Source organism: Alteromonas sp. MMG017 (assembly GCF_018100795.1).
Classification (GTDB): domain Bacteria; phylum Pseudomonadota; class Gammaproteobacteria; order Enterobacterales; family Alteromonadaceae; genus Alteromonas.
This window is the reverse complement of the sequence record NZ_JAGJDY010000017.1, coordinates 16,924-40,064: the sequence shown is the minus strand read 5'-3', so window position 1 is coordinate 40,064 and position 23,141 is coordinate 16,924. Positions and strand designations below refer to the sequence as shown.

General features: G+C 42.8%; 20 protein-coding genes. 15 read left to right on the top strand and 5 right to left on the bottom strand.

The genetic code is table 11. The features are described from left to right. Positions 1-77 precede the first annotated feature (77 nt). From J8L84_RS19575 to J8L84_RS19555, 5 genes are all read left to right on the top strand, one after another. Complete coding sequence (locus J8L84_RS19575; protein WP_211072164.1) at positions 78-683, top strand: hypothetical protein; 606 nt, start codon at positions 78-80, stop codon at positions 681-683. Positions 684-782: 99 nt separating this feature from the next. Then, the gene (locus tag J8L84_RS19570) at positions 783-1,436 is read left to right on the top strand and encodes a hypothetical protein (RefSeq protein ID WP_211072163.1); all 654 of its coding nucleotides are present in this window, start codon (positions 783-785) and stop codon (positions 1,434-1,436) included. Positions 1,437-1,557: 121 nt separating this feature from the next. Then, complete coding sequence (locus tag J8L84_RS19565) at positions 1,558-1,986, top strand: hypothetical protein (protein ID WP_211072162.1); 429 nt, start codon at positions 1,558-1,560, stop codon at positions 1,984-1,986. 96 nt (positions 1,987-2,082) lie between these two features. Beyond that, positions 2,083-2,379 (top strand): hypothetical protein, encoded by a 297-nt coding sequence (locus tag J8L84_RS19560; RefSeq protein ID WP_211072161.1) that lies wholly within the window; start codon positions 2,083-2,085, stop codon positions 2,377-2,379. 110 nt (positions 2,380-2,489) lie between these two features. Next, positions 2,490-2,981 carry a hypothetical protein gene (locus J8L84_RS19555; RefSeq protein WP_211072160.1) on the top strand — a complete coding sequence of 164 codons (492 nt, stop codon included), beginning with the start codon at positions 2,490-2,492 and terminating at the stop codon, positions 2,979-2,981. Positions 2,982-3,235: 254 nt separating this feature from the next. Here the strand turns inward: J8L84_RS19555 and J8L84_RS19550 are convergent, their stop codons facing one another. Continuing rightward, positions 3,236-5,209 carry a hypothetical protein gene (locus J8L84_RS19550; protein ID WP_211072159.1) on the bottom strand — a complete coding sequence of 658 codons (1,974 nt, stop codon included), beginning with the start codon at positions 5,207-5,209 and terminating at the stop codon, positions 3,236-3,238. 282 nt (positions 5,210-5,491) lie between these two features. Here J8L84_RS19550 and J8L84_RS19545 point away from each other — a divergent pair, with 282 nt between their 5' ends. The 4 genes from J8L84_RS19545 (at position 5,492) to J8L84_RS19530 (ending at position 9,266) form a co-directional block, all read left to right on the top strand. Beyond that, positions 5,492-6,196, top strand: a complete 705-nt coding sequence (locus J8L84_RS19545; protein WP_211072158.1) for a spondin domain-containing protein — start codon at positions 5,492-5,494, stop codon at positions 6,194-6,196. A 10-nt stretch (positions 6,197-6,206) separates the two neighbouring features. Further along, positions 6,207-6,929 (top strand): spondin domain-containing protein, encoded by a 723-nt coding sequence (locus tag J8L84_RS19540; RefSeq protein WP_211072157.1) that lies wholly within the window; start codon positions 6,207-6,209, stop codon positions 6,927-6,929. 131 nt (positions 6,930-7,060) lie between these two features. Then, positions 7,061-7,774, top strand: coding sequence for a response regulator transcription factor (locus J8L84_RS19535; RefSeq protein WP_211072156.1), 714 nt, complete (start codon positions 7,061-7,063; stop codon positions 7,772-7,774). A gap of 4 nt (positions 7,775-7,778) precedes the next feature. Further along, entirely contained in the window at positions 7,779-9,266 is a 1,488-nt protein-coding gene (locus tag J8L84_RS19530) for a HAMP domain-containing sensor histidine kinase (protein ID WP_211072155.1), read from the top strand. Between the two features lie 117 nt (positions 9,267-9,383). Here the strand turns inward: J8L84_RS19530 and yfaE are convergent, their stop codons facing one another. The 4 genes from yfaE to ubiG form a co-directional block, all read right to left on the bottom strand. Beyond that, complete coding sequence (gene yfaE, locus J8L84_RS19525; RefSeq protein WP_211072154.1) at positions 9,384-9,656, bottom strand: class I ribonucleotide reductase maintenance protein YfaE; 273 nt, start codon at positions 9,654-9,656, stop codon at positions 9,384-9,386. A 24-nt stretch (positions 9,657-9,680) separates the two neighbouring features. After that, the gene (gene nrdB, locus J8L84_RS19520; RefSeq protein WP_057791963.1) at positions 9,681-10,811 is read right to left on the bottom strand and encodes a class Ia ribonucleoside-diphosphate reductase subunit beta; all 1,131 of its coding nucleotides are present in this window, start codon (positions 10,809-10,811) and stop codon (positions 9,681-9,683) included. Positions 10,812-10,897: 86 nt separating this feature from the next. Beyond that, positions 10,898-13,219 carry a class 1a ribonucleoside-diphosphate reductase subunit alpha gene (gene nrdA / locus J8L84_RS19515; RefSeq protein WP_211072153.1) on the bottom strand — a complete coding sequence of 774 codons (2,322 nt, stop codon included), beginning with the start codon at positions 13,217-13,219 and terminating at the stop codon, positions 10,898-10,900. Between the two features lie 553 nt (positions 13,220-13,772). Next, positions 13,773-14,477: a bifunctional 2-polyprenyl-6-hydroxyphenol methylase/3-demethylubiquinol 3-O-methyltransferase UbiG gene (gene ubiG, locus J8L84_RS19510; RefSeq protein ID WP_211072152.1), complete on the bottom strand. Its 705-nt coding sequence runs from the start codon at positions 14,475-14,477 to the stop codon at positions 13,773-13,775. 410 nt (positions 14,478-14,887) lie between these two features. On the opposite strand from ubiG, the gene gyrA reads away from it, so the two are divergent. The 6 genes from gyrA (at position 14,888) to ihfB (ending at position 23,034) form a co-directional block, all read left to right on the top strand. Continuing rightward, a complete protein-coding gene (gene gyrA / locus J8L84_RS19505) occupies positions 14,888-17,584 on the top strand; it encodes a DNA topoisomerase (ATP-hydrolyzing) subunit A (protein WP_211072151.1) in 2,697 nt (898 codons plus the stop codon). A 96-nt stretch (positions 17,585-17,680) separates the two neighbouring features. Then, on the top strand, positions 17,681-18,766 hold the full coding sequence (serC, locus tag J8L84_RS19500) for a 3-phosphoserine/phosphohydroxythreonine transaminase (protein WP_057791955.1): 1,086 nt from the start codon (positions 17,681-17,683) through the stop codon (positions 18,764-18,766). A 2-nt stretch (positions 18,767-18,768) separates the two neighbouring features. Next, positions 18,769-20,049, top strand: coding sequence for a 3-phosphoshikimate 1-carboxyvinyltransferase (aroA, locus tag J8L84_RS19495; RefSeq protein WP_211072150.1), 1,281 nt, complete (start codon positions 18,769-18,771; stop codon positions 20,047-20,049). A gap of 157 nt (positions 20,050-20,206) precedes the next feature. Further along, on the top strand, positions 20,207-20,878 hold the full coding sequence (cmk, locus tag J8L84_RS19490; protein WP_057791952.1) for a (d)CMP kinase: 672 nt from the start codon (positions 20,207-20,209) through the stop codon (positions 20,876-20,878). A gap of 121 nt (positions 20,879-20,999) precedes the next feature. Then, complete coding sequence (rpsA, locus tag J8L84_RS19485; protein WP_013784168.1) at positions 21,000-22,670, top strand: 30S ribosomal protein S1; 1,671 nt, start codon at positions 21,000-21,002, stop codon at positions 22,668-22,670. 76 nt (positions 22,671-22,746) lie between these two features. Continuing rightward, positions 22,747-23,034, top strand: a complete 288-nt coding sequence (gene ihfB / locus J8L84_RS19480; protein WP_013784167.1) for an integration host factor subunit beta — start codon at positions 22,747-22,749, stop codon at positions 23,032-23,034. Positions 23,035-23,141: the final 107 nt, after the last annotated feature.

Sequence of the window (23,141 nt, the reverse complement as noted above, 5' to 3'; positions counted from 1 at the left end):
ATGTTGTCGGACTGGTTTTTCGCTGCGCTCCAAACCAGCCGCAAATGCGAGCGTTATAAACCTTAAAAGGACGTATCGTGCAAAAATTCGTACAACTAACAATAGTCATTTTAACCCTTAGCTTTTTAGGTGGATGCGCTTCTACTTTAAAGCCAACTGAGCTGCAATCAGTCAAAACTGTTGGCATCATCAATCAATTTCCAGACACACCAAACTTTGTAACTATCGGAACCACAATATTTAATAATGAGTATGCTCAAGTAAATGAACCAATATTTTCTACGCTTTTAACTGATTCTGTTATCAACAGGCTAGAAAATAAAGGGTTCCAAGTCCAAGTGATTGACGAGGCTCAACGGGAAAAGTATGACATGATCATTGAGCTCATTCCCCGCGATGTTTATGCAACTCCCGGCACGTATGGCTATGGGGTTAATCAGCGGTCGGCTTTTGGAAATGCGATGCAAGCAAATACTTATGTTGCATTGAATATTGCACCTTTTATTCACGGTAAGAAAAGGTGTAGTGCTTGTTATCTACAAAAATTGATGCCTATTAACATTGAAGAATTACCAGCGACTTGGGATGAGCTTTCAGACACTGATAAACAGCATGTTTCTGAGGTTTTAAGTCAGAACATAGAATCATCTATAAACGAAATATTGATGCAAGCAGGTTTATAACAAGGCCATTAAGTAGCGGACACATAACAGTTGGCTGTGCTCGTTCCTCGCAATTTTAGCCAACAGTTGTTTAGCCGCTAATGGCGGCGTTGAGTTGTCATGGATACGATTGAAGAGTATTTAAAAAGTACTGAAAGTGCTACGAAAAAACTGTTTGAAGGCATTGAAGATTATCTTTCTATCCTTTATGAAGTTAAAAAACCTGTGTTTTCTGGAGATTATACTGATGAAGATGATTTTCAGGCGAAGTTGATAGTATGGGCTGAGGAAAATGAAGAGCAAATACAGGCTAAGCTTGATTCGCAAAATAGATACATTAACGAGATAATTGCTCAATCCACGTTGTGTGGAGCTATTCTACAAATTGCTGCCATGGGGATAAAAAAATACTCAAGAAATAAAGTTATTCCAGATTCTTGCAAGGGTATAGTTAAGATAGAATTTGCTAGAAAATATTGTATTGGTCGAATTGTAAATGGACTGCCTATTGGTTTAGTTATCTATGCTGGAAGAAACCAATCTAACCATCTAGATGATGGCAAGCTTCGTGATCCTTCGCAGTCTATTTTTGACATAATAGCCACTATAGGTCCTTCAAAACTTGTAAGGGAACCCTATAAAGATCCGTGCTTTGATACGAGTAATCCAACGCTAGATAATTATGCGTCAAATATTACTGGTCTGCTTCAGTGGCGTGATTATGATCAGTATAAAAAAGATATGCTCGGTATGCTCAGTGCCGATAAAATTTAACGTTCAAAGGCAGCGGTCGCCAAAAAACGGCGCTCTCTGCTTTAGGGGCTTTAGCATAGTACATAGGACATTTATGAGGCTACTATATACTTTCGTATTTTTATTTGGATTGGCGGGGTGCATGAACCCAGCTGCCAATGGGCCTCTATTCTCCGGTGTAATGCCAACCAATCAAGATAAGGCGCAGATCTACTTTTACCGGCCATTAGAAAATGACGGCGGTACAGTATGCTTAAAAGTTTTATTAAACGATGTTGAAAAAGGATGTCTTGGAACAACAGGATTTTTGGGATTTTACGCAAAGGCCGGTGATTACCGGGTTAAGATAAAACCAGATGCCTTCCCTACACACACACTTTTAGAATTTGATGTTAATATTTCACGTAATGATCAGCGTTTGTTTAAAATCTCTATCGCAAACTCCAGTGACGTACCAAAATATAACGAAATTACAAGATATACACCAGGTGGGACTTGGTTTATAAAAGAAATGCCTTTTAGTTATGCTCAACAGGAGCTCTCTAAATTAAATGAGTCAATTGGCCCCTAACAATCACATTATGTTCATTCGTTTCGCGCAAATATAGCCAGCAAGCCTGCGCCCCATATGTGAAGTGTTAGCATTACAAGGATTAGATGAAAGGTTATGGCTTCAAAAATTAGCGTTTTTTCTTTGCCCCTTATCTTACTTACGATATGTTCATGTTCTACATCGGCACCCATTGTTGTACATGACCAATACGGTGAGATGAGTGCCAATAATGAACTGTTTCGCAAAGAAGCGAGTGATTGTGCGTTACAAGCTAGAGAAAGTGTTACTGGCACAACATTAGATAAAAATTCACATAAAGAAGATGTAACCGTTGCAAGCGTCCAGTTATTATCATTTTTTAGCGGTAATGCTTTATGTCTTAAAACTAAAGGTTGGTACATTAAAGAGTAATGCTAACAAGTCAATCATGTATGACCGCTAAAGCTTGGCTCAGTTTCGCTTCGCTAAACAATTTTAGTCAAGCATTATCAGCGTCTTATTGGAGCGTTACACGTTAAGTCATGATTATCGTACAAAAAATAGAAACACATTGGACTAAAGCCTCACGAGGGATGCCAAACTCAAAACTAAGAAACTCTGTCCCAAGGGGGCTAGAGTTACCTCATATTGAAAATGATGCAGCCATTTTTGTTCATGAGGTCAAAGCAACCGAAGATAATAGTTTTAAGCTGGAAAGTGAAACTTTAGCTATTTCAAACCCAAAGAAATACTGGTCGTTTGAGTTTACAGAGTCCGATAATAGGTTAAATGTATTCTTTCGCTATAGTTACCACGAACATGGTGCGCCAAATAGGGGCGGTGTTCGCCGTAATCTTATTAACCTATCTAAAGGTGAAACGGCTAGCTTTCATATAAATGGTCGTTTTACTTATTATAGTGGTCAGTGGTATCGGCAGTATTTTGTAAATATTGGGTACGGGGTTAGCGAAACTGACGTTTTCCTGTCAAAGCCGTTTACTCGTCATGTTGATAAAATGGCCAATTTATTCTAAATGCGGCGTTACATGCTCTCGACTAAACAAGACAGGCACCTTTGTGTACGAAGGTATACATTCTGTGCCTATCTTATTTAGTTCGTTATTTAGTTCCAGTGCTATGCACCGCGCAAACACTGTTGGTGATTTTCATTCCTTTCAATACTTAATATTGTATCTATCTAGTTTTACCCTTTATCCTTTCTTCAGGCAAAAAAAAGCCCCTAATGAAAGGGGCTTATATAGCTTAATTTTAGCGTATCTAACGTTTATTAATTCAACGGCACGCTACTGTTATGACGAACTAGCCCTTTTAGAGTAGGCATCGTTTTTTCACAGTTTTGCTCAAAGTTCACGGCTAGGCTTTCTACATTGCCATTCTCATCATAACTTAGTTCCAGTATCTCAAATCTTCCACTTAATTCGTTGCAACCTCTGCCCGCGCCCGAGAAATCTAAGCCTGGGCCCGTAGGGGATTGAAATGGCCATCTGGTTGCACCTTCATATACCCCAACACCTAATACTTCATCAGTGGGAGAGGCAAGATCTAACGTCCACCAATCGTCGGTTTGATAGTCTACCGATAAGTAATGAGGTGCTTCTTCATGGTTGGTAAAGGTGAATACCCCCTCATTTTCAGTGAACAAGCGCTGTTCGCCGCCACCAACAAAATCACCCACTGGGCTATCGAAGCTTAGGATCGAACGAAGCGGAGCAACGTACGTTAATAACACTTTTTCATTTACGCTATATCCGTATTCCGAGGTAATTACAACTTCGATAGCAAGCTCGCTGTCAGCAGTTTCTGGTACTGTAAATGTTGTGCTAGCCGCGTTTGGTGTTTCAAATACAACACCTGAATCACTCAATTCTTGCCACTGATAGGTAAGTTCACCGTTGGTATTATTGCCTGTTTCCTCTGCGCTTAATGTAGGTGTGTCATTAAATCTATAGAGATTAGTTTGCCAGGTTACCATCGGAATAATGTCGTCACGGGTTCGCACAGACGGAACGTACATATCATAGTTATGTTGGTTAAAGCTTGTAACTATAAAGCTCGATACATCGTAATACGTATCGGCCATCAGGCTTTCTTCTGGGGTAATGGTAACGAGAGCGCCATTAATCTCAACGCTAGCCAGTACCTTATCGAAGGGCCAGTCTTCAGCTTGAAAAGCCATTTCACCATAAGACGCTACAAATGACTCGACAGGTCTTGAAAATACCAACTGGTAGCTGTCATTAAGACCATAATTTGTTAGCGTACTTGTGTTTAGAATTGATACTAGATCAAAGTTATCTGAACGAAACTCGTATATATATGAGCTACGTTGACCATTTAACCCGGTTATCGCGCCATCAATTGTACTGTCCCAAGACAACGAAAAAGAGTCGTCTTTGTATTGAACATCGTATAACGCTGAGTCTTCAACAAAGTTGGCCGTCACTGTTATACTTTCAGTACCGCTTGTTGATATAGTTATTTCACCTTCATTAGGGAACTCGTCAAAATAACCAGAAAACGGGGTAACTTGACTCAGTGAGTATGTCCCGTTTAAGGCTTCATCCCTAATATCACCATCTACACTCACGCTATATTGCGCTTCTGCAAAGTCTTCGCGCTTCACAATTTCCATATTACTAAGCGTAATGATTGTGTCACCGTTTATGTCAACATCAATTTCAGTAGATGTCGTTACGGTCATAACAGACTGAGTGTCTTCACGCTGATAGTTCACACTTAGCGAACCTACCAGGTTTATGCTTTCATCTACCGTTAATGAACTGGCATCAATAGTAATGTCGTAATCCGATTGTTCTTTCAATGCTGTTACGTCATAACGAACAGTGCCGTTGGCAACACTATTTAAATTGTCAGAGTAACATTCTCTGTAGGTTACCGTTACTTGGTCACCGGCCGAAATCACAGAGTTATCATCGTTATCGGTGAGCGTTTGTTCGTAAACTCCTCCGTTAAAACAACTCCCTTCTCTGTTGGCGCTAATGTGCGCAGTGGTAAACAACGTGTTATGAGCTAAAAAGCTAATTTGCAACAAGCTATCTACTGAAGACAAGCTGATACCACTTGCTTCACCTGCATAGTCAGCAAGAGTAACAGGGGGCGTAACTTGAACCGGAGGGGTAACGGGGTCTGCACCACCACCTCCGCCACCACAGGCACTGATAAGCGAAACGGTTAATAACGACAATAGGGGTGTTTTATAATTAATGGGTGCGTACTTCACGTAGACTTCCTTTTCTGATTTACGGTTTTTTAACCGTTTTATAAATATTAGTAAAGATGCATTTTAGATATTGTTAACAGGATGGCAAGTTAAAAAATACCGCTAGCCCATACACTTCATATTCTATTTTCATCAAAAGTCTGCAACCTATACGTACCACTTTTTACAAACCTGTTATGTCATCAGAACATTTTTGTCCCATTTTCTGGATACTTTCGTGACATCTTTCTTTCAGTATTGATAGGGCGTTAACACAAACCTATTTATTACTAAGGAAACATCATGAAGCGATTTAATAAAATTTCTGCAGCGGCATTGCTTGCGTTTGCAAGCCAACAAAGTTTCGCTGCTGATATAACAGTAGAAATACAAAACTTAACTCATGGGTTGTACTTCACACCTATTGCTGCTGTAGCGCACACTGCCGATGCAAGTTTGTTTGAAGTGGGCGAAGCTGCTAGCACTGAACTTCAAATGATGGCCGAAGGTGGTAGCTTAGATGGTATTGCTACCATTGGTACAGCTATTGGTGCAGACGTTATTGCTAACCCAGCAGGCGGGCTTTTAGCGCCTACTATGTCTACCTCAGCTGACTTAATGACAGCAGATGACAATGTTGTGTTGTCTGTGGTTGCTATGATTTTGCCTTCTAACGATGGCTTCATTGGATTAGATAACTGGGCAATTCCAACGGAAGCTGGCACGTACACGGTTTATGTTAATGCGTATGATGCGGGAACCGAAGCGAATGACGAACTTCGTGGAAGCGGTGAACTAGGTATGGCGGGTATGCCAGTACCACCACCACTAGACCCTATGTTAGGCACAGGTGGAACCGGTGTTGCGGGCGCAGATACTAACGCTACCGTACATATTCACCGCGGTAACATTGGTGACGACTCGTTAACGGAAGGTGCAAGTGACGTAGATAATGCCGTTCATCGTTGGTTGAACCCAGTAGCTAAAGTAACAGTAACCGTACGATAAGGAGGCTGTTATGCAATATTTAGCCAAACATTATAAAAAAGCATTGGTACTTACTTTACCCTTTTTGCTAGCGGCGTGTGGCGATGACGATACCCGTGAAGTGATAGTCGAAGTAGAAGTGCCAGCTGAAATTCCAGATCCCGTACCGGTATCTTACGATGTCACCGTAACCAATTTAACCAATGGTCAGCCAGTATCACCGCCTGCGGTAGTGCTGCATAGCGAAGGTACGTTGTGGGAAGTAGGTGCAGTCGCATCAGTTGAGTTAGAGCGTATTGCTGAACAAGGTGATTCTGCCGACTTTTTAATGCTAGGTGATGCAAGTGCTGGCGGTGTTGGCCCAATTACCCCGGGCGATTCACAAACTATCAGTGTATCGATTAACGATATCACCGACGCTAACCTAACGATTGCCGCAATGTTGGGCAATACCAACGATGCCTTTACCGGTATTAATAGTTGGAGCCTAGCAAACCTTGAAGTTGGTGCTACTTATACCACTACGCGTCCAGCTTATGACGCTGGTACAGAAGCAAACACTGAAAGTGCAGCAACGGTACCAGGGCCTGCCGCGAACGGAGAAGGCTTTAGCCCTAGTCGTGACGACACAGGGTTCATCTCAATGCACCCAGGTGTGGTTAGCGCTGACGATGGCCTTTCAAGCTCTGCGCTAACGGTTGAACATAAGTTCGATAACCCGGTTATTCGTATTCAAATTACGCGAAAAGAGTAATGAGTAATTATGCCCTTAGTTATTAGACGAAAGGCTAATTTAACGGGCAAGTAAATAAAAAGCGTTAATCTTGTGAAAGATTAACGCTTTTCCATCGTTCTATTAGTTTTTGAACTGTGGCTTTCCTAAAAATGACCGACAAAATATTAATTGTTGAAGACGACCAAGATATCGCCAATTTGATGCGGGTTAATCTGTTAGAACTGGGTGTTGAAATAGAGCATCAAACTGATGGAAAAGTAGCACTGGAATGTGCGTTGTCTGACGAGTACGCCATTGTAATATTGGATGTAATGTTGCCCACCATGAGTGGTTTGGATATATGCCGAAAGGTACGCGATGCCTTACCTATGCAGAGCATTATTATGCTTACCTCGAAAACCTCTGAAACCGACAGAGTATTAGGGTTAGAGCTTGGCGCTGATGATTACATGACAAAACCTTTCAGCGTAAGAGAACTGCAAGCAAGGGTGCGTTCCCAGCTTCGTAAATATCATGTGGTGCAACAAACCCAAACCACACAACAACAAGCAGATACACCTTTAAAAATAGGCCGACTTGTTATCGACCAACGCAATCATCAGGTGTTTTTATCTGACGACGAGCTGGTATTGACGGCAACTGAATTTGAGCTGCTTCATCATTTGGCTAGCCACCCAGGGCAAGTGTTCAGTCGCAGCCAATTATTAGAGTCGGTGTGGGGTTATCACCATAGTGGTTACGAGCACACGGTGAACTCGCACATCAATCGATTGCGTTCAAAATTAGAAAACGATGCCACCGCACCACAAATCGTACAAACCGTTTGGGGTGTAGGGTATAAATTTAATCCTCAAGGAGTTTAAACCCATGAAATTTGGCTTTTATCCTCGCCTCGCTGTGTGCTTGGTTGGCGTATTTATGGTGGTGATGATTGCCTGTTTTTACTCCACAAATCTATTGCAAAAACGTACCCAACAAGAAGCTGAACAAAAACTGCATATCGGGTTGGCGGAACACTTGGTTAGCGATAATCCACTGCTAAAAGAAGGGGTGTACGATTACGAAGCTCTTGGAAATCTTTTCCATACGCTAATGATACTAGGGCCTAGCTTCGAGTTTTATTATTTAGACCCTAAGGGCACCATACTTACCTATTCAGCTGAACCTGGAAAAGTGAAAGCCACGTCGGTGGATATCGCGCCGATAAAGCAACTGATTAATACCGATCGCGGTTTTCCTATTGAAGGCGATGATCCTAGAAATATTGGCCTGCAAAAAATATTTTCGGCCGCACCGGTTTATAATAATGAACAGCTGCAAGGCTATTTGTATGTAATTATTGGTGGTGAGCGTTATGATTCCATTATCGCAAATTTAAAGAACAGCCAAAGCATGCGTGAAGTGGCGTTGTTCATGTTTGTAGGTTTGTTCTTATTATTGTTGGCGCTTCTTGTGTTGTTCAAGTACTTCACCACACCGTTAAGGCGCTTAAGTGATGATATGGACAGCGTGCGAGAAGCGGATTTTCATCGCGAAAAGTTACCCCCTAACTTGTCTGTATGGAACAGACACAGCGCGAACGAGGTTGACCGCCTAGGCTGTGCGTTTACCGATATGCTTACGCATATAGACAATCAGTTCGACCAGCTTAATAAAATTGATAGCCAGCGTAGAGTATTGTTAGCCGACTTATCTCACGACCTTCGCACTCCTTTGGCTAGCCTTCAAGGCTACATTGAAACGCTGGCGCTAAATGAGGAGACGTTATCCAAAGAAGATAGAAGGCATTTTGTAGATGTGTCGTTAAAAAACGCGAAAAACTTAAAGCACCTTATCGACCAAATATTTGAACTAGCGTATTTAGAAGGCGGCCAGGTTACTTTGCATCAAGAGTCTTTTCCATTAGGTGAATTGCTGCATGACGTAGCGGCAAAGTTTGAACTTGATGCCAAACAGAAAAATATCGCCATTAAAGTTATTCCCGACCACTTCGAATATTACGTGTTTGCCGACATTGGTAAACTTGAGCGCGTGTTAACGAACCTTATTGCCAATGCCATTCGCCATACCCCAGCAGATGGCAGCATAGATCTTGCTGTGGTGCTGCATAATGACAAGCTAAGAGTGGACATTAGAGATACTGGCATTGGTATTAGCGATAAAGAAATTGCGTATATCTTTGATGCTAGGTATCAAGCCAGCAACACAGAAAAAGACACCTGTAGTCATGCGGGTTTGGGCTTGGCCATTTGTAAAAAGTTAATGATGCTACTTAATTCAGATTTACGAGTAGAGAGTCAATTAGGGAAGGGCACCTGTTTTAGTTTTGAACTTACACTCGCGAAAAGCCAATAGCGAGTAGTTGCTAATAAGCACTTCGTAAAATAATACCCGTTTATTAACGGAGCCTTGTAACTACGAAAACTTACAGAGCCAAAAAGGTAGCTGAACAGATAACAGCGTAAAGACAGATTAAAGCGGTACTTTAATTTTAAGCGGGCATAAGGCAACGCAGCAACACGGAAGAATTTCATCATCATCAATAAAGGCGAGGGGATCGGTAGTGTATTCTACTTCGCCTTCAATCAGCTTAGTTCTACACGCACCGCAAAAGCCTTCACGGCAATGGTAGTGAATATTGATGTTAGCGGCTTCAAGGGCGGTAAGAAGCGTAAGATCAGGAGGGGAAGAAATACACCCCACATCAACAACGTCGATGCGGAGTGCTTTATCAGTTGTGCTCATTTTTTTCGGTGCTAATTTTCAGCGCTATAGCTCGAAATCAGCAAAATCGTCTTCACTAACAGCAGAGTCAATTTGACCTACCAAGTAAGAACTAATTTCAGACTCTTGTGGTGCTACCTGAACGTTGTCAGAGTTAAGGTAGTTGTTCATCCACGGCAGAGGGTTACTGCTGATTTCAAATGGCGCGTCTAGGCCAATTGCCGTCATACGTTGATTCGCAATGTATTCAACGTAAGAACAAAGGATTTCTTTGTTAAGGCCAATCATAGAGCCGGTTTTGAATAGGTAATCAGCCCATTCTTTTTCTTGTTCAACCGCATTCATGAAAATAGCGCGTGCTTCTTCTTTGCAATCTTCTGCAATTTGCGCCATTTCAGGATCGTCTTTGCTTCGTGCCCACAAATTTAAAATATGTTGGGTAGAAGACAAATGCAGGTTTTCATCGCGGGCAATCAGGCGGATAATTTTTGAATTACCTTCCATCAACTTGCGTTCCGCAAAGGCAAACGTACAAGCAAACGACACATAGAAACGAATTGCTTCTAAGGCATTCACTGAGTTCATGCACAAATACAGTTTCTTCTTAAGCTCATACATGTTGATGGTATGTGGCACGCCATCAACCGTGTGCACACCTTCCCCTTGGGTTTGCCATAATTGAGTGGCAAAAATAAGGTCGTCGTAGTACTTCGAAATGTCGGCGGCACGGCGCTTAATTTCATCGTTAACCACAATGTCTTCAAAAATATCGCTAGGATCTGAAAACAGGTTGCGCAAAATGTGCGTGTAAGAACGAGAGTGAATGGTTTCAAAGAAAGACCATGTTTCAACCCACGTCTCAAGCTCAGGCAATGAGATGATAGGTAGAAAGGCAATATTAGGGCTGCGGCCTTGTACCGAGTCTAATAGGGTTTGGTATTTCAAGTTTGAAATAAAGATGTGCTTTTCAGGGTCGGTTAATTTTTGAAAATCAACACGATCGCGAGATACATCTACTTCCTCAGGGCGCCAGAAAAAGCTAATTTGCTTTTCAATAAGCTTTTCGAAAATGGCATGCTTTTGTTGGTCGTAACGGGCTACATTCACCGGATTACCGAAGAACATAGGTTCAACCAATGGGTTGGTACTTTGCTGATTAAACGTAGTATATTTCATGAGTGCCTAACTAAAAACTTAATGATAAACGCGTTTTATTTATTATGTTCTTGCTGCGATACCGATTTCGCAAAAGCGTGTGCGCGCTATATTTTGCACGCACCGCCTGCACAATCATCGTCTTCTTCTATAACCACTTCTTCTTGACGAGGTAACGGCTCATTGGCTTTAACATCTAATGCTGAAGCGTCTGTCGCACCATCGCGTGTGTTGTGGTAATACAGGGTCTTCACACCCAGTTTGTACGTCGTTAATAGGTCTTTCAGTAACAGCTTCATAGGAACCTTGTTACCGTCATAACGGCTAGGATCGTAGTTGGTGTTAGCAGAGATAGTTTGGTCGATAAACTTCTGCATAATACCTACTAGCTGTAAGTAACCATCGTTCGAAGGGATATCCCACAATAGTTCGTACTGATCTCTTAAGCGCTCGTACTCTGGTACTACTTGCTTAAGTACGCCGTCTTTACTTGATTTAATACTAATAAAGCCACGTGGCGGCTCAATACCGTTGGTTGCGTTTGAAATCTGAGAAGATGTCTCAGAAGGCATCAACGCAGACAAGGTAGAGTTACGTAAACCGTGAGTCTTAATTTCTTCACGAAGGGCATCCCAATCGTAATGAAGTGGCTCGTTACATACGCCATCAAGATCTTTTTTATAGCTATCGATAGGCATGATGCCTTGCGAATAAGTGGTTTCGTTAAACTTAGGACACGCGCCTTTTTCTTTCGCAAGATTGTTCGATGCTTTTAGTAGGTAATACTGCATTGCTTCAAACGTGCGGTGAACAAGACCATTAGCGCTATGGTCTGAATATTTCACACCATTTTTCGCTAAGTAGTAAGCGAAGTTGATAACACCCACACCTAAGGTTCTGCGTCCCATAGTGGCATTGTATGCCGCTGGAACTGGGTAGTCTTGGTAATCGAGTAGATTATCAAGCGCACGTACTGCAAGGTCTGATAACTCTTCAAATTCGTCTAACGACTTGATGGCACCTAAGTTGAAGGCAGACAGCGTACAAAGGGCAATTTCACCTTCTTCGTCGTTAACGTGCTGCAACGGCTTAGTAGGCAGTGCAATCTCAAGACAAAGGTTACTTTGACGTACAGGAGCCACTTCAGGGTTGAACGGACTGTGCGTGTTACAGTGGTCAACGTTCTGAAGGTAAATACGACCTGTGCTTGCACGCTCTTGCATGAACAAGCTGAAAAGCTCCATGGCTTTAATGCGCTTTTTGCGAATGTTGTCGTCGTTTTCGTACTGAACATACAAACGCTCGAATTTTGCTTGATCAGCAAAGAACGCATCGTAAAGGCCAGGTACATCAGATGGACTAAACAATGAAATATAGTCATCTTTCATCATGCGTTGATACATGAGTTTGTTGAACTGTACGCCGTAGTCTAGATGACGAACGCGGTTTTCTTCTACACCACGGTTGTTCTTAAGCACTAATAGCGATTCAACTTCCATATGCCATAGCGGGTAGAACAAGGTAGCCGCGCCACCACGTACACCGCCCTGAGAACAGCTTTTAACCGCTGTTTGGAAGTATTTATAGAAAGGGATACAACCCGTGTGGAAAGCTTCACCACCGCGAATAGGGCTGCCTAATGCGCGAATACGGCCAGCATTCACACCGATACCAGCTCGCTGGCTTACGTATTTAACGATAGCACTAGCCGTGGCATTGATTGAATCAAGGCTGTCGCCCGTTTCAATTAATACGCACGAGCTAAATTGACGAGTAGGGGTACGTACGCCAGACATAATTGGCGTAGGTAGTGATAATTTAAACGTAGAAGCTGCATCGTAGAAACGACGAATATAGCTCATACGAGTATCTTTCGGGTAGTTAGCGAACAGACACGCTGCTACCAAGATATATAGGAACTGTGCACTTTCGTAAATTTCACCGGTTACACGGTTTTGAACCAGGTATTTACCTTCAAGCTGCTTAACGGCGGCGTAGCTGAAGTTCATGTCGCGCCAATGATCGATATAGGTATCCATCTCGGCAAATTCTTCAGCAGTATAATCTTCAATTAAATGCTTATCGTATTTGCCCATCTCTACCATGTTAGTTACATGGGTAAAGAGTGCAGGGGGCTCGAACTGACCGTAGGCTTTCTTACGAAGGTGGAAAATAGCAAGGCGAGCTGCCAAGTATTGGTAATCAGGTGCGTCGGTAGAAATTAAGTCTGCCGCTGATTTAATAAGGGTTTCATGGATTTCGCTGGTATTAATACCGTCGAAAAACTGAATTTGAGCTTTAATTTCAACTTGTGAAACCGAGACGTTTTCAAGTCCCTTTGCAGCCCATGTCACCACCTTATGAATTTTTTCTAGGTCGATGGATTCTTGTTCACCATTTCGCTTGGTGACGGATAAACTATTATTCATGTTACTCTGGCCGTTGTCTGTTAGCGCGCGAGGCGTGGGTATATCACCCTGTTATAATGTGTATTCTTTTTGGTTAGTTGTTTCGCTGCGAAGTAATACATCTGCGTAAGACCATTTGCGCGATTTACACAACTAACCACGACCAACCCTAAACTTATTAGCGCATAAGTTTGAGAGGAGCCGCTGAATTCTTTTCATTAATAGTATGTTTTGTCTGATCATCCGAAAAAAACGCAGTGAAAGGATCGTTATCGATCTCAATATTTCCCAAAAACTCGCTTTGGGATCCCGCGTTGGATTAAACACAAGATAGTGAGGTTTGCGTCACAATGCAACCCAATATCTGGTGCTTAAACGACCACTTAAACTGGCACGGATTTTAGGTTAGTAGTGACTAACTTTTTAGCTTTCTACAAGCCTTAAATATACTGATTGCAAGTACTATTCGAAAAAATGATCGAGGCTTAAAATAATTTAACTTATTATCGTACTTAACACCCAAACACGATATGTGGTGTTGAAATTATCAACAAGCCCCAATATGTAGTGCTAATTAATCTTGCGACACCGTATATAGTAGGTAGTTAACATCCACATTACGGTCAGACAGATAAAAACCTTGGGAAACGGGGTCCATATGTAAGCCAGTCATATCTCGTGGTAACAAACCAGCCTCATCTGTCATCTGCATGAGTTCAGAAGGTTTAATGAATCGAGAATGATCGTGAGTGCCTTTTGGCACAAGCTTTAATAAATACTCAGCGCCAACGATCCCCATTAAATAAGACTTTATATTTCTATTTAAGGTAGAGAAGAAAACATGCCCGCCAGGCTTAACCAATTTAGCGCAAGCCTGCACGACTGAAGCGGGGTCTGGTACATGCTCTAGCATTTCCATACAGGTAACAACATCAAACTGGCCAGCATGACTGTCTGCGAATGATTCAGCGGTCACGCAATGGTATTCAACGTTAATACCCGACTCTAAACCGTGAAGCTTGGCAATTTCTAATGAGGCACTTGCCATATCGAGGCCCACCACTTCAGCACCGGCTTTCGCCATAGACTCTGCCAATATGCCGCCACCACAACCAATATCCACGACTTTTTTGTTAAACAAGCCGTTACTGTGTTGGTTAATAAAATCTAAACGAAGTGGGTTAATTAAATGTAGGGGTTTGAACTCACCTTCAGGATCCCACCACCGTGAGGCTAACTCTGAAAACTTATCAATTTCCTGCTCATCAACGTTTGTCATTTATGTTTTTTCCTTTCTGCGCCTGCTTATTATTTTGCACTAATATAGAGAACCTGTTTTGCAAAAGAACCTGCATGACTGATGCCGCTCGACAGATAGAAGCTATCTGTGATTAATTAAACACTGCCTATATAAGAGCAATAACATAACGCAAAACCAGCATTAAGGCATCGTTTTTGGAACTCGAATGCGGTTTAGCGTGTCTGCTTGAACGAAAAGTAATCGCTTGTTGACGAGTACGTAAGGAAGGGCAATTAAGCGCTACATAAATGTGTCATCAAGTGTTACACTCGGAGCAAGATTATGACCCCATAATAACAATGCAAATCTATCGTTTGCTTCTCTATATTGTGTAGATTGAGCTAGATTGATAATGCAGAACAAACCGAAATAAAGGGATTAAGCAGTTTATGTCTGATAACGCTAACGAAATCCTCCCCGTTAATATTGAGGAAGAGTTAAAGAACTCCTATCTCGATTACGCGATGAGCGTTATTGTCGGGCGAGCATTGCCTGACGTAAGAGATGGTTTGAAGCCTGTACACCGCCGTGTGCTGTTCGCAATGAACGAACTGAAAAACGACTTCAATAAGCCATACAAGAAATCTGCCCGTGTGGTAGGTGATGTAATTGGTAAGTATCACCCACATGGTGATTCAGCGGTATACGATACTATTGTACGTATGGCCCAGCCATTCTCGCTTCGCTACATGTTGGTAGACGGCCAAGGTAACTTTGGTTCGGTAGATGGCGATTCAGCCGCTGCAATGCGTTATACCGAAATACGTATGGCAAAAATTGCCCACGAACTTCTTGCCGACCTCGACAAAGAAACCGTCGACTTCGTACCTAACTACGATGGTACTGAACACATTCCAGAAGTGTTACCTACTAAGGTTCCTAACTTACTGGTAAACGGTTCTTCTGGTATCGCGGTAGGTATGGCAACTAACATTCCGCCACATAACTTAACTGAAGTTATTAACGGCTGTATTGCCCTTATTAAAGACCCATCAATTACGATTGATGACTTAATGCTTCATATCCCTGGTCCTGATTTCCCAACTGCCGCTATAATTAGTGGTCGTAAAGGTATTGATGACGCTTACCGTACTGGTCGCGGCAAAATATACATGCGCGCCAAAGCGGAAATTGAAACGGAAGATAACGGTAAAGAAACCATTATCATCAACGAAATTCCGTACCAGGTTAACAAAGCTCGCTTAATTGAAAAAATTGCTGAGCTTGTTAAAGAAAAACGTATCGAGGGTATTTCTGCACTACGTGACGAGTCTGATAAAGACGGAATGCGTATTGTTGTTGAAGTAAAACGAAACGAATCTGCGGAAGTACTACTTAACCATTTATATGCCAATACCCAGTTACAAACGGTATTTGGTATCAACATGGTAGCGTTGGATAACGGTCAACCTAAAGTCTTTAACTTAAAAGATACCTTAGAAGCCTTTATTCTGCATCGCCGTGAAGTGGTTACGCGTAGAACCGTATTTGAACTACGTAAAGCCCGCGACCGTGCACACATCCTTGAAGGTTTAGCCATTGCGCTAGCCAACATCGACCCAATCATTGAGCTAATTAAAGCCTCTCCTGGCCCTGCTGATGCGAAAAAAGCATTAGTTGCGCAAGGTTGGGATTTAGGCGATGTATCGCAAATGCTTGAACGTGCCGGTGATGATGCTGCACGTCCAGATTGGTTAATGCCTGAGTTTGGTATTCGTGATGGACAATACTTCCTTACTGAACAACAAGCACAAGCTATTCTAGACCTTCGTCTGCATAGACTTACTGGTCTTGAGCACGAAAAAATTCTTGAAGAATATAAACAGCTTCTAGACGTTATTGCTGAACTACTTCACATCCTTAATAGCCCAGAGCGATTAATGGAAGTGATTGAAGAAGAGCTTGAGAAAATTCGTGACGAATTTGGTGATGAGCGCCGTACTGAAATTACTGCTGCTAGTCACGATATTGATATTGAAGACCTGATTGAACAAGAAGACGTTGTTGTTACCTTGTCTCGTGAAGGCTATGTGAAGTATCAAAAACTAAACGATTATGAAGCGCAGCGTCGTGGTGGCCGTGGTAAATCGGCAACTAAGATGAAAAATGAAGACTTCATTGAGAAACTATTAGTGGCCAATACCCATGACCACATTCTTTGTTTCTCAACCCGAGGCCGTTTGTACTGGCTGAAAGTTTATCAATTGCCGTTTGCGAGCCGTAATGCCCGTGGTCGTCCAATTGTGAACATTCTTCCTTTAGAAGATAACGAGCGTATTACTGCAATCTTACCTATCAAAGAATTTGAAGAAGGTAAGTTTGTATTAATGGCTACGGCTAACGGTACCGTGAAGAAAACAGATTTAAGCCTTTATTCACGTCCACGTTCAAGCGGTATTATTGCCGTTAACTTGAACGAAGGTGACGAACTTATTGGTGTTGACATTACCCATGGTGACGACGACATTATGTTGTTCTCAGACGCAGGTAAAGTGGTTCGCTTTAACGAAAAACTTCGTGATAGCGAAACAGGTAACGTTAAGTTAGATCCTGAAACTGGCGAAGAACTATTAGCACTACGTCCAATGGGCCGAACTGCTACTGGTGTTCGTGGTATCAGATTACAAGACGACCAACGCGTTGTTTCCCTAATTGTACCTCGTGGTGATGGTCCTATCCTGACTGCCACAGAGAACGGTTTTGGTAAACGTACGCCACTTGAAGATTACCCAGCGAAGAGCCGTGCTACACAAGGTGTAGTATCCATTAAGGTTTCTGAGCGTAATGGTAAAGTGGTTGGCGCGGTTCAAGTTGATGAATCCAATGAAATTATGCTTATTTCTGACCAAGGTACCCTAGTACGTACCCGCGTTGGCGAAGTGTCAGTAGTAGGAAGGAATACCCAAGGTGTTCGCTTAATCCGTACTGTTGAGAACGAGCATGTTGTTGGCTTACAACGTATAGAAGAAGTAGTTGAAGAATTGCTAGAGCTAGATGAAGATGGCAATCCAATCGCTATAGAAGAACCTATTGAGCAAGAAGAAAACGCTGCACAAGACGGCGACAGCTCAACGACAGAAGAGTAGGGTATTGCCCGCTTAATTTAAAAGCGGGCAGTTATCGGTGTTCTTTATTACAAGCGGCTTAGGCCGCTTGTTATTTTATAGGTGTTGAAAAACGCAATGAAAGAGGTTTTCAATTTTAGCGCTGGCCCGGCAAAGTTGCCTGAAGCCGTAATGCAAAAAGCACAAGCTGAATTTACTAACTGGCGCGACTCAGGTTGCTCGGTAATGGAAGTCAGCCACCGTGGAAAAGATTTCATCGAGATAGCAGCCAAAGCTGAACAAGATTTGCGCGACTTACTCTCGGTCCCTAAAAATTACCATGTTCTTTTCACCCATGGCGGTGGACGTGGTCAATTTGCAGCGGTTCCCCTTAATTTATCGTCTGCGTCAGACACCAGTCTTCACTTAGTGAGTGGATCTTGGTCTGATGGTGCAGTAAGCGAAGCCGCGAAATACAACAACGCTGTGGTCGTTGGTGAGCTTACTAAAAAAGATGGGTTGCATTACATGCCTCAACCATCGCTTGCCAATGTAGACCAATCAGCAGCGTATTATCATTTCTGTCCAAACGAAACCGTTGACGGTATCGCGTACGATTGGTTACCAGAGTCTGGCGATGTGCCGCTGGTTTCTGATATGTCGTCTACCATATTGTCTCAGCCTATTGATGTTGCTAAACACGGTCTTATTTACGCCGGTGCGCAGAAAAATATTGGCCCAAGCGGTTTATCGGTCGTGATTGTTCGTGAAGACTTGGTGGGTAAAGCTCGCAAAGAAACACCGTCAATTTTCGACTACGCATTAGCAGCGAAAGCTGATTCGATGTACAACACGCCACCTACGTTCTCGTGGTATTTGGCGGGGTTAGTGTTTGAATGGCTTAAAGAAATGGGCGGCGTTGATGCTATGGCAAAACGCAACAGCGAAAAAGCGTCACTGTTGTATTCTGCTATCGACAGCTCAGATTTTTATGCTAGCCAAGTACACCCAGACAACCGTTCTAAAATGAACGTGCCGTTTCAGTTGGTTAACCCCGAATTAGACGCGCTATTTTTAAGCCAAGCACAAGACGCAGGCTTAATGGCATTAAAAGGCCACCGCTCTGTAGGTGGAATGCGTGCCAGCATTTATAACGCTATGCCTGTTGAAGGGGTAATGGCGTTAGTAGAATTTATGCGTGAATTTGAACGAGTAAACGGGTAGTCATGGAACAGTTAACATTAGAACCTATTAGCAAAGTATCGGGGATAGTAAACGTTCCTGGGTCTAAAAGCCTGTCGAACCGAGCGTTATTGCTTGCTGCATTAGCTGAAGGTGAAACCGAACTAACAAACTTGCTTGATAGTGAAGATATTGAGCATATGTTAAATGCGCTAACCAAGCTTGGCGTAACGTATTCACTTAGTGAAGACAAAACCCGCTGTAAAGTGGTGGGTAATGGCGGGGCATTTTCAGTTGCTGAGCCATTAGAGCTTTTCTTAGGTAACGCGGGCACAGCAATGCGCCCACTATGCGCAGCATTAGCAGCCAGCAATGTACAAGTAGTCCTTACCGGTGAGCCGCGCATGGAAGAGCGCCCTATAGGCGATTTGGTTGATGCATTACGAGAAGGCAATGCAGAAATTGAATACCTTAAAAACGATGGTTTTCCACCGCTACAAATTAAGGGTAAGACTTTGTCCGGCGGTGAAATGGAAGTAGACGGTAGTGTATCTAGTCAGTTTTTGACTGCACTTTTAATGTCTGCACCATTGTTTACAGGTGACGTTACCATTCGCATTAAAGGCGAATTAGTGTCAAAACCTTACATCGATATTACCTTAGATACCATGGCGAAGTTTGGTGTTGAAGTAAATAACGATAACTATCAAACATTCACCATAACGGCAGGACAATCATATCGTTCGCCGAGTAAATTTATGGTGGAAGGTGATGCTTCATCGGCTTCTTACTTCCTTGCAGCCGGCGCCATTAAAGGTGGAACGGTACGCGTAACCGGAATTGGCCAAAATAGCATCCAAGGTGATATTCGCTTTGCAGATGTGCTTGAAGCGATGGGCGCAAAAATCGCGTGGCATGATGAATATGTGGAAGTAACAGGGGCGCCACTTAAGGGTGTAGACATGGATATGAACCATATTCCTGATGCGGCCATGACTATTGCTACTACTGCGCTGTTTGCCGAAGGGCCAACCAGTATTACTAACATCTATAACTGGCGAGTAAAGGAAACTGACCGTTTAAACGCCATGGCCACTGAACTTAGAAAGTTGGGTGCAGAAGTAGAAGAAGGGCATGACTATATTAAAGTATGGCCAACGGATTCGTTAAAGCATGCTGCCATTGATACCTATAACGATCACCGCATTGCTATGTGCTTTTCGTTAGTGGCGCTCAGTGATACGCCGGTAACCATTAACGACCCAGGTTGTACCCGCAAAACCTTCCCTGACTACTTCACGCGGTTTGCCACACTCTATTCTTAGTCTGCAAAAAGACCCCATTTCGTTTATAGCGTATTATTTTTAAAACGAAATTTAGCCTTATGTACAATGCCATCAACGTTCGATGGCATTGCTTATCTCTACTTAACGCGTATAATTGCGCGCGATTTTTACGTATTTTATAAATTCTGGAGCAGGTATGCATTCTACACCCGTAGTCACGGTTGACGGTCCCAGCGGTGCAGGTAAGGGAACGTTAAGTAGCTTACTCGCAAAGAAGCTTGGTTGGCACTTTTTAGATAGCGGCGCGATTTATCGTGTACTTGCTGTTGCTGCGCTTCACCACGACTTGCCGTGCGACGATGAAGAATGTGTTGTTCCGTTAGCAACCGGTCTCGACGTAAGTTTTGAGACAGATAAAGACACCACACGCGTTATTTTGGAAGGCGAAGACGTTACTGACGACATTCGTACTGAAGATGTAGGTAGTGTTGCATCGAAGGTTGCTGCGTTACCTCGCGTTCGCGAAGCATTGCTTCGACGCCAGCGAGCTTTTCAACAAGATCCCGGCCTTGTTGCCGATGGTCGAGACATGGGTACGGTCGTTTTTCCAGACGCGCAGGTGAAGTTATTTCTTACTGCTAGCGCTGAAGCCCGTGCCGAACGTCGCTATAGCCAGTTGAAAGCTAAAGGTATGGATGTTAATATTGCGCGCCTTTTAACCGATATCAAGGCGAGAGATGAGCGAGATACACAACGTTCAGTCGCTCCATTGGTACCGGCACAAGATGCGGTAATTATAGACTCAACTGATTTGGATATTGACCAAGTCTTTGAAAAAGCGATGGATATCATCAATTCGCGCCTTTAAGTAAGGTGAGTTTTTAAGGTATTCAAAGCAGTGCTACCACAGGGAGTGGCGGCTTTTACTAATAACCCCACGTTATCCGGATTTGAAGCGTGGATATCAACTTAAAGTTAATTTAAACCTTATGACTGAAAATTTTGCACAACTTTTTGAAGAAAGCTTACAAGAACTAGAAACACGTCCAGGTTCAATTGTAAAAGGTACTGTAGTTTCTATCGACAAAGACATCGTTCTTGTTGATGCAGGCTTGAAATCAGAAAGTGCTATCCCAGCTGACCAATTTAAAAACGCTGAAGGCGAGCTTGAAATCGCTATCGGTGACGAAGTAGATGTAGCGCTTGACGCAGTAGAAGATGGTTTCGGTGAAACTATTCTTTCTCGCGAAAAAGCGAAGCGTCACGAAGCGTGGGTTGAGCTGGAAAAAGCTTACGATGATAAAGTTACCATTAAAGGTATTATCAACGGTAAAGTTAAAGGCGGTTTCACTGTTGAAGTTAACACAGTGCGCGCGTTCCTTCCTGGTTCATTGGTTGACGTACGTCCAGTACGTGACACAACTCACCTTGAAGGCAAAGAGCTAGAATTTAAAGTTATCAAACTTGACGCTAAGCGTAACAACGTTGTTGTTTCACGTCGTGCCGTTATTGAAGCAGAAAGCAGCGCAGAGCGCGAATCTCTTCTTGCTAACCTTGAAGAAGGCCACGAAATCAAAGGTATCGTTAAGAACCTTACTGATTACGGAGCATTCGTTGACCTTGGTGGCGTAGACGGTCTACTACACATTACAGATATGGCTTGGAAGCGCGTTAAGCACCCAAGTGAAATCGTAAATGTTGGTGACGAAATCAACGTTAAAGTACTTAAGTTCGATAAAGAGAAGCAACGTGTTTCTCTTGGCATGAAGCAAATGGGCAACGATCCATGGCAAGAAATTGCTTCACGTTACCCAGAAGGTACTAAGATCTCTGGTCAGGTTACGAATCTTACCGATTACGGCTGCTTCGTTGAAATCGAAGACGGCGTTGAAGGTCTTGTACACGTTTCTGAAATGGATTGGACTAACAAGAACATCCACCCATCTAAGGTTGTTAACCTAGGTGACACAGTTGACGTTATGGTTCTTGAAATCGACGAAGAACGTCGTCGTATTTCTCTAGGCCTTAAACAGTGCATCGACAACCCTTGGGAAACTTTCGCTAAGTCACACGAAAAAGGTGACAAAGTGTCTGGTAAGATCAAGTCAATCACTGACTTCGGTATCTTCATCGGCCTTGACGGCGGCATCGACGGTCTAGTTCACCTTTCTGACATTAGCTGGAACAAGTCTGGTGAAGACGCTGTTCGTGACTATAAGAAAGGCGACGAAATCTCAGCTGTTGTTCTTCAAGTTGACCCAGAGCGTGAGCGTATCTCTCTTGGCGTTAAGCAAATCGAAGAAGACCCTTTCAACAAGTATCTGACAGATAACAAGAAAGGTGCTATCGTTGTAGGTACGGTTACTGAAGTTGACGCTAAAGGCGTTACAGTTAACCTTTCTGAAGAAGTTGATGGCTACATCCGTGTTGCAGATTTATCTGTTGACCGTATTGAAGACGCAACTGAAGCTGCTAACGTTGGCGACAGCATCGAAGCGAAATTTATGGGCGTTGACCGTAAAAACCGCACCGTTAACCTATCTGTGAAAGCAAAAGATCAGGCTGACGAAAAAGAAGCTATCGACAAGGTTAATCAGCAAGAAGATGCTGGTTTTGCTAGCGCAATGGCAGAAGCATTCAAAGCTGCTAAAGGCGAATAATAAGCTATATGTGGGAGTGCACAGCACTCCCTTGTTCGCAGTAGCTGTTTAACTATAATATTGAAACGAGGTTTGTATGACCAAGTCTGAATTAATTGAACGGCTCGCGGATCAAGCGCGTCAAATTCCTGCGAAAGATCTTGAACTGGCAATTAAAGAACTTCTCGAACAGATGGCCCAGACCCTTCAAAAAGGGGATAGGATTGAAATTCGAGGATTCGGTAGCTTTTCATTACATTACCGCGCTCCGCGCGTGGGACGTAACCCGAAAACTGGCGAAACAGTAGAGTTAGATGGCAAATATGTCCCTCACTTTAAGCCAGGTAAAGAGCTTCGAGAAAGAGTAGACGCCTCCATAGCTTAAATAAAAAAAACCGCACTTGTTGCGGTTTTTTTATATCTATTGAAAAAAAATTTGGTATATTCGTAACTTAAGTTTAAATTAATATCTGGATGCAGGTTTTATTTTTA

Excerpts from the sequence above, each read along its gene's own strand:
- J8L84_RS19570 (WP_211072163.1), top strand. The coding sequence starts at position 783 with ATGGATACGATTGAAGAGTATTTAAAAAGTACTGAAAGTGCTACGAAA.
- nrdA (WP_211072153.1), bottom strand. The coding sequence starts at position 13,219 with ATGAATAATAGTTTATCCGTCACCAAGCGAAATGGTGAACAAGAATCC.
- aroA (WP_211072150.1), top strand. The coding sequence starts at position 18,769 with ATGGAACAGTTAACATTAGAACCTATTAGCAAAGTATCGGGGATAGTA.
- J8L84_RS19555 (WP_211072160.1), top strand. The coding sequence starts at position 2,490 with ATGATTATCGTACAAAAAATAGAAACACATTGGACTAAAGCCTCACGA.
- J8L84_RS19540 (WP_211072157.1), top strand. The coding sequence starts at position 6,207 with ATGCAATATTTAGCCAAACATTATAAAAAAGCATTGGTACTTACTTTA.
- ihfB (WP_013784167.1), top strand. The coding sequence starts at position 22,747 with ATGACCAAGTCTGAATTAATTGAACGGCTCGCGGATCAAGCGCGTCAA.
- J8L84_RS19535 (WP_211072156.1), top strand. The coding sequence starts at position 7,061 with ATGACCGACAAAATATTAATTGTTGAAGACGACCAAGATATCGCCAAT.
- gyrA (WP_211072151.1), top strand. The coding sequence starts at position 14,888 with ATGTCTGATAACGCTAACGAAATCCTCCCCGTTAATATTGAGGAAGAG.
- J8L84_RS19530 (WP_211072155.1), top strand. The coding sequence starts at position 7,779 with ATGAAATTTGGCTTTTATCCTCGCCTCGCTGTGTGCTTGGTTGGCGTA.
- ubiG (WP_211072152.1), bottom strand. The coding sequence starts at position 14,477 with ATGACAAACGTTGATGAGCAGGAAATTGATAAGTTTTCAGAGTTAGCC.
- J8L84_RS19565 (WP_211072162.1), top strand. The coding sequence starts at position 1,558 with ATGAACCCAGCTGCCAATGGGCCTCTATTCTCCGGTGTAATGCCAACC.
- J8L84_RS19545 (WP_211072158.1), top strand. The coding sequence starts at position 5,492 with ATGAAGCGATTTAATAAAATTTCTGCAGCGGCATTGCTTGCGTTTGCA.
- nrdB (WP_057791963.1), bottom strand. The coding sequence starts at position 10,811 with ATGAAATATACTACGTTTAATCAGCAAAGTACCAACCCATTGGTTGAA.
- J8L84_RS19560 (WP_211072161.1), top strand. The coding sequence starts at position 2,083 with ATGGCTTCAAAAATTAGCGTTTTTTCTTTGCCCCTTATCTTACTTACG.
- yfaE (WP_211072154.1), bottom strand. The coding sequence starts at position 9,656 with ATGAGCACAACTGATAAAGCACTCCGCATCGACGTTGTTGATGTGGGG.
- serC (WP_057791955.1), top strand. The coding sequence starts at position 17,681 with ATGAAAGAGGTTTTCAATTTTAGCGCTGGCCCGGCAAAGTTGCCTGAA.
- cmk (WP_057791952.1), top strand. The coding sequence starts at position 20,207 with ATGCATTCTACACCCGTAGTCACGGTTGACGGTCCCAGCGGTGCAGGT.
- rpsA (WP_013784168.1), top strand. The coding sequence starts at position 21,000 with ATGACTGAAAATTTTGCACAACTTTTTGAAGAAAGCTTACAAGAACTA.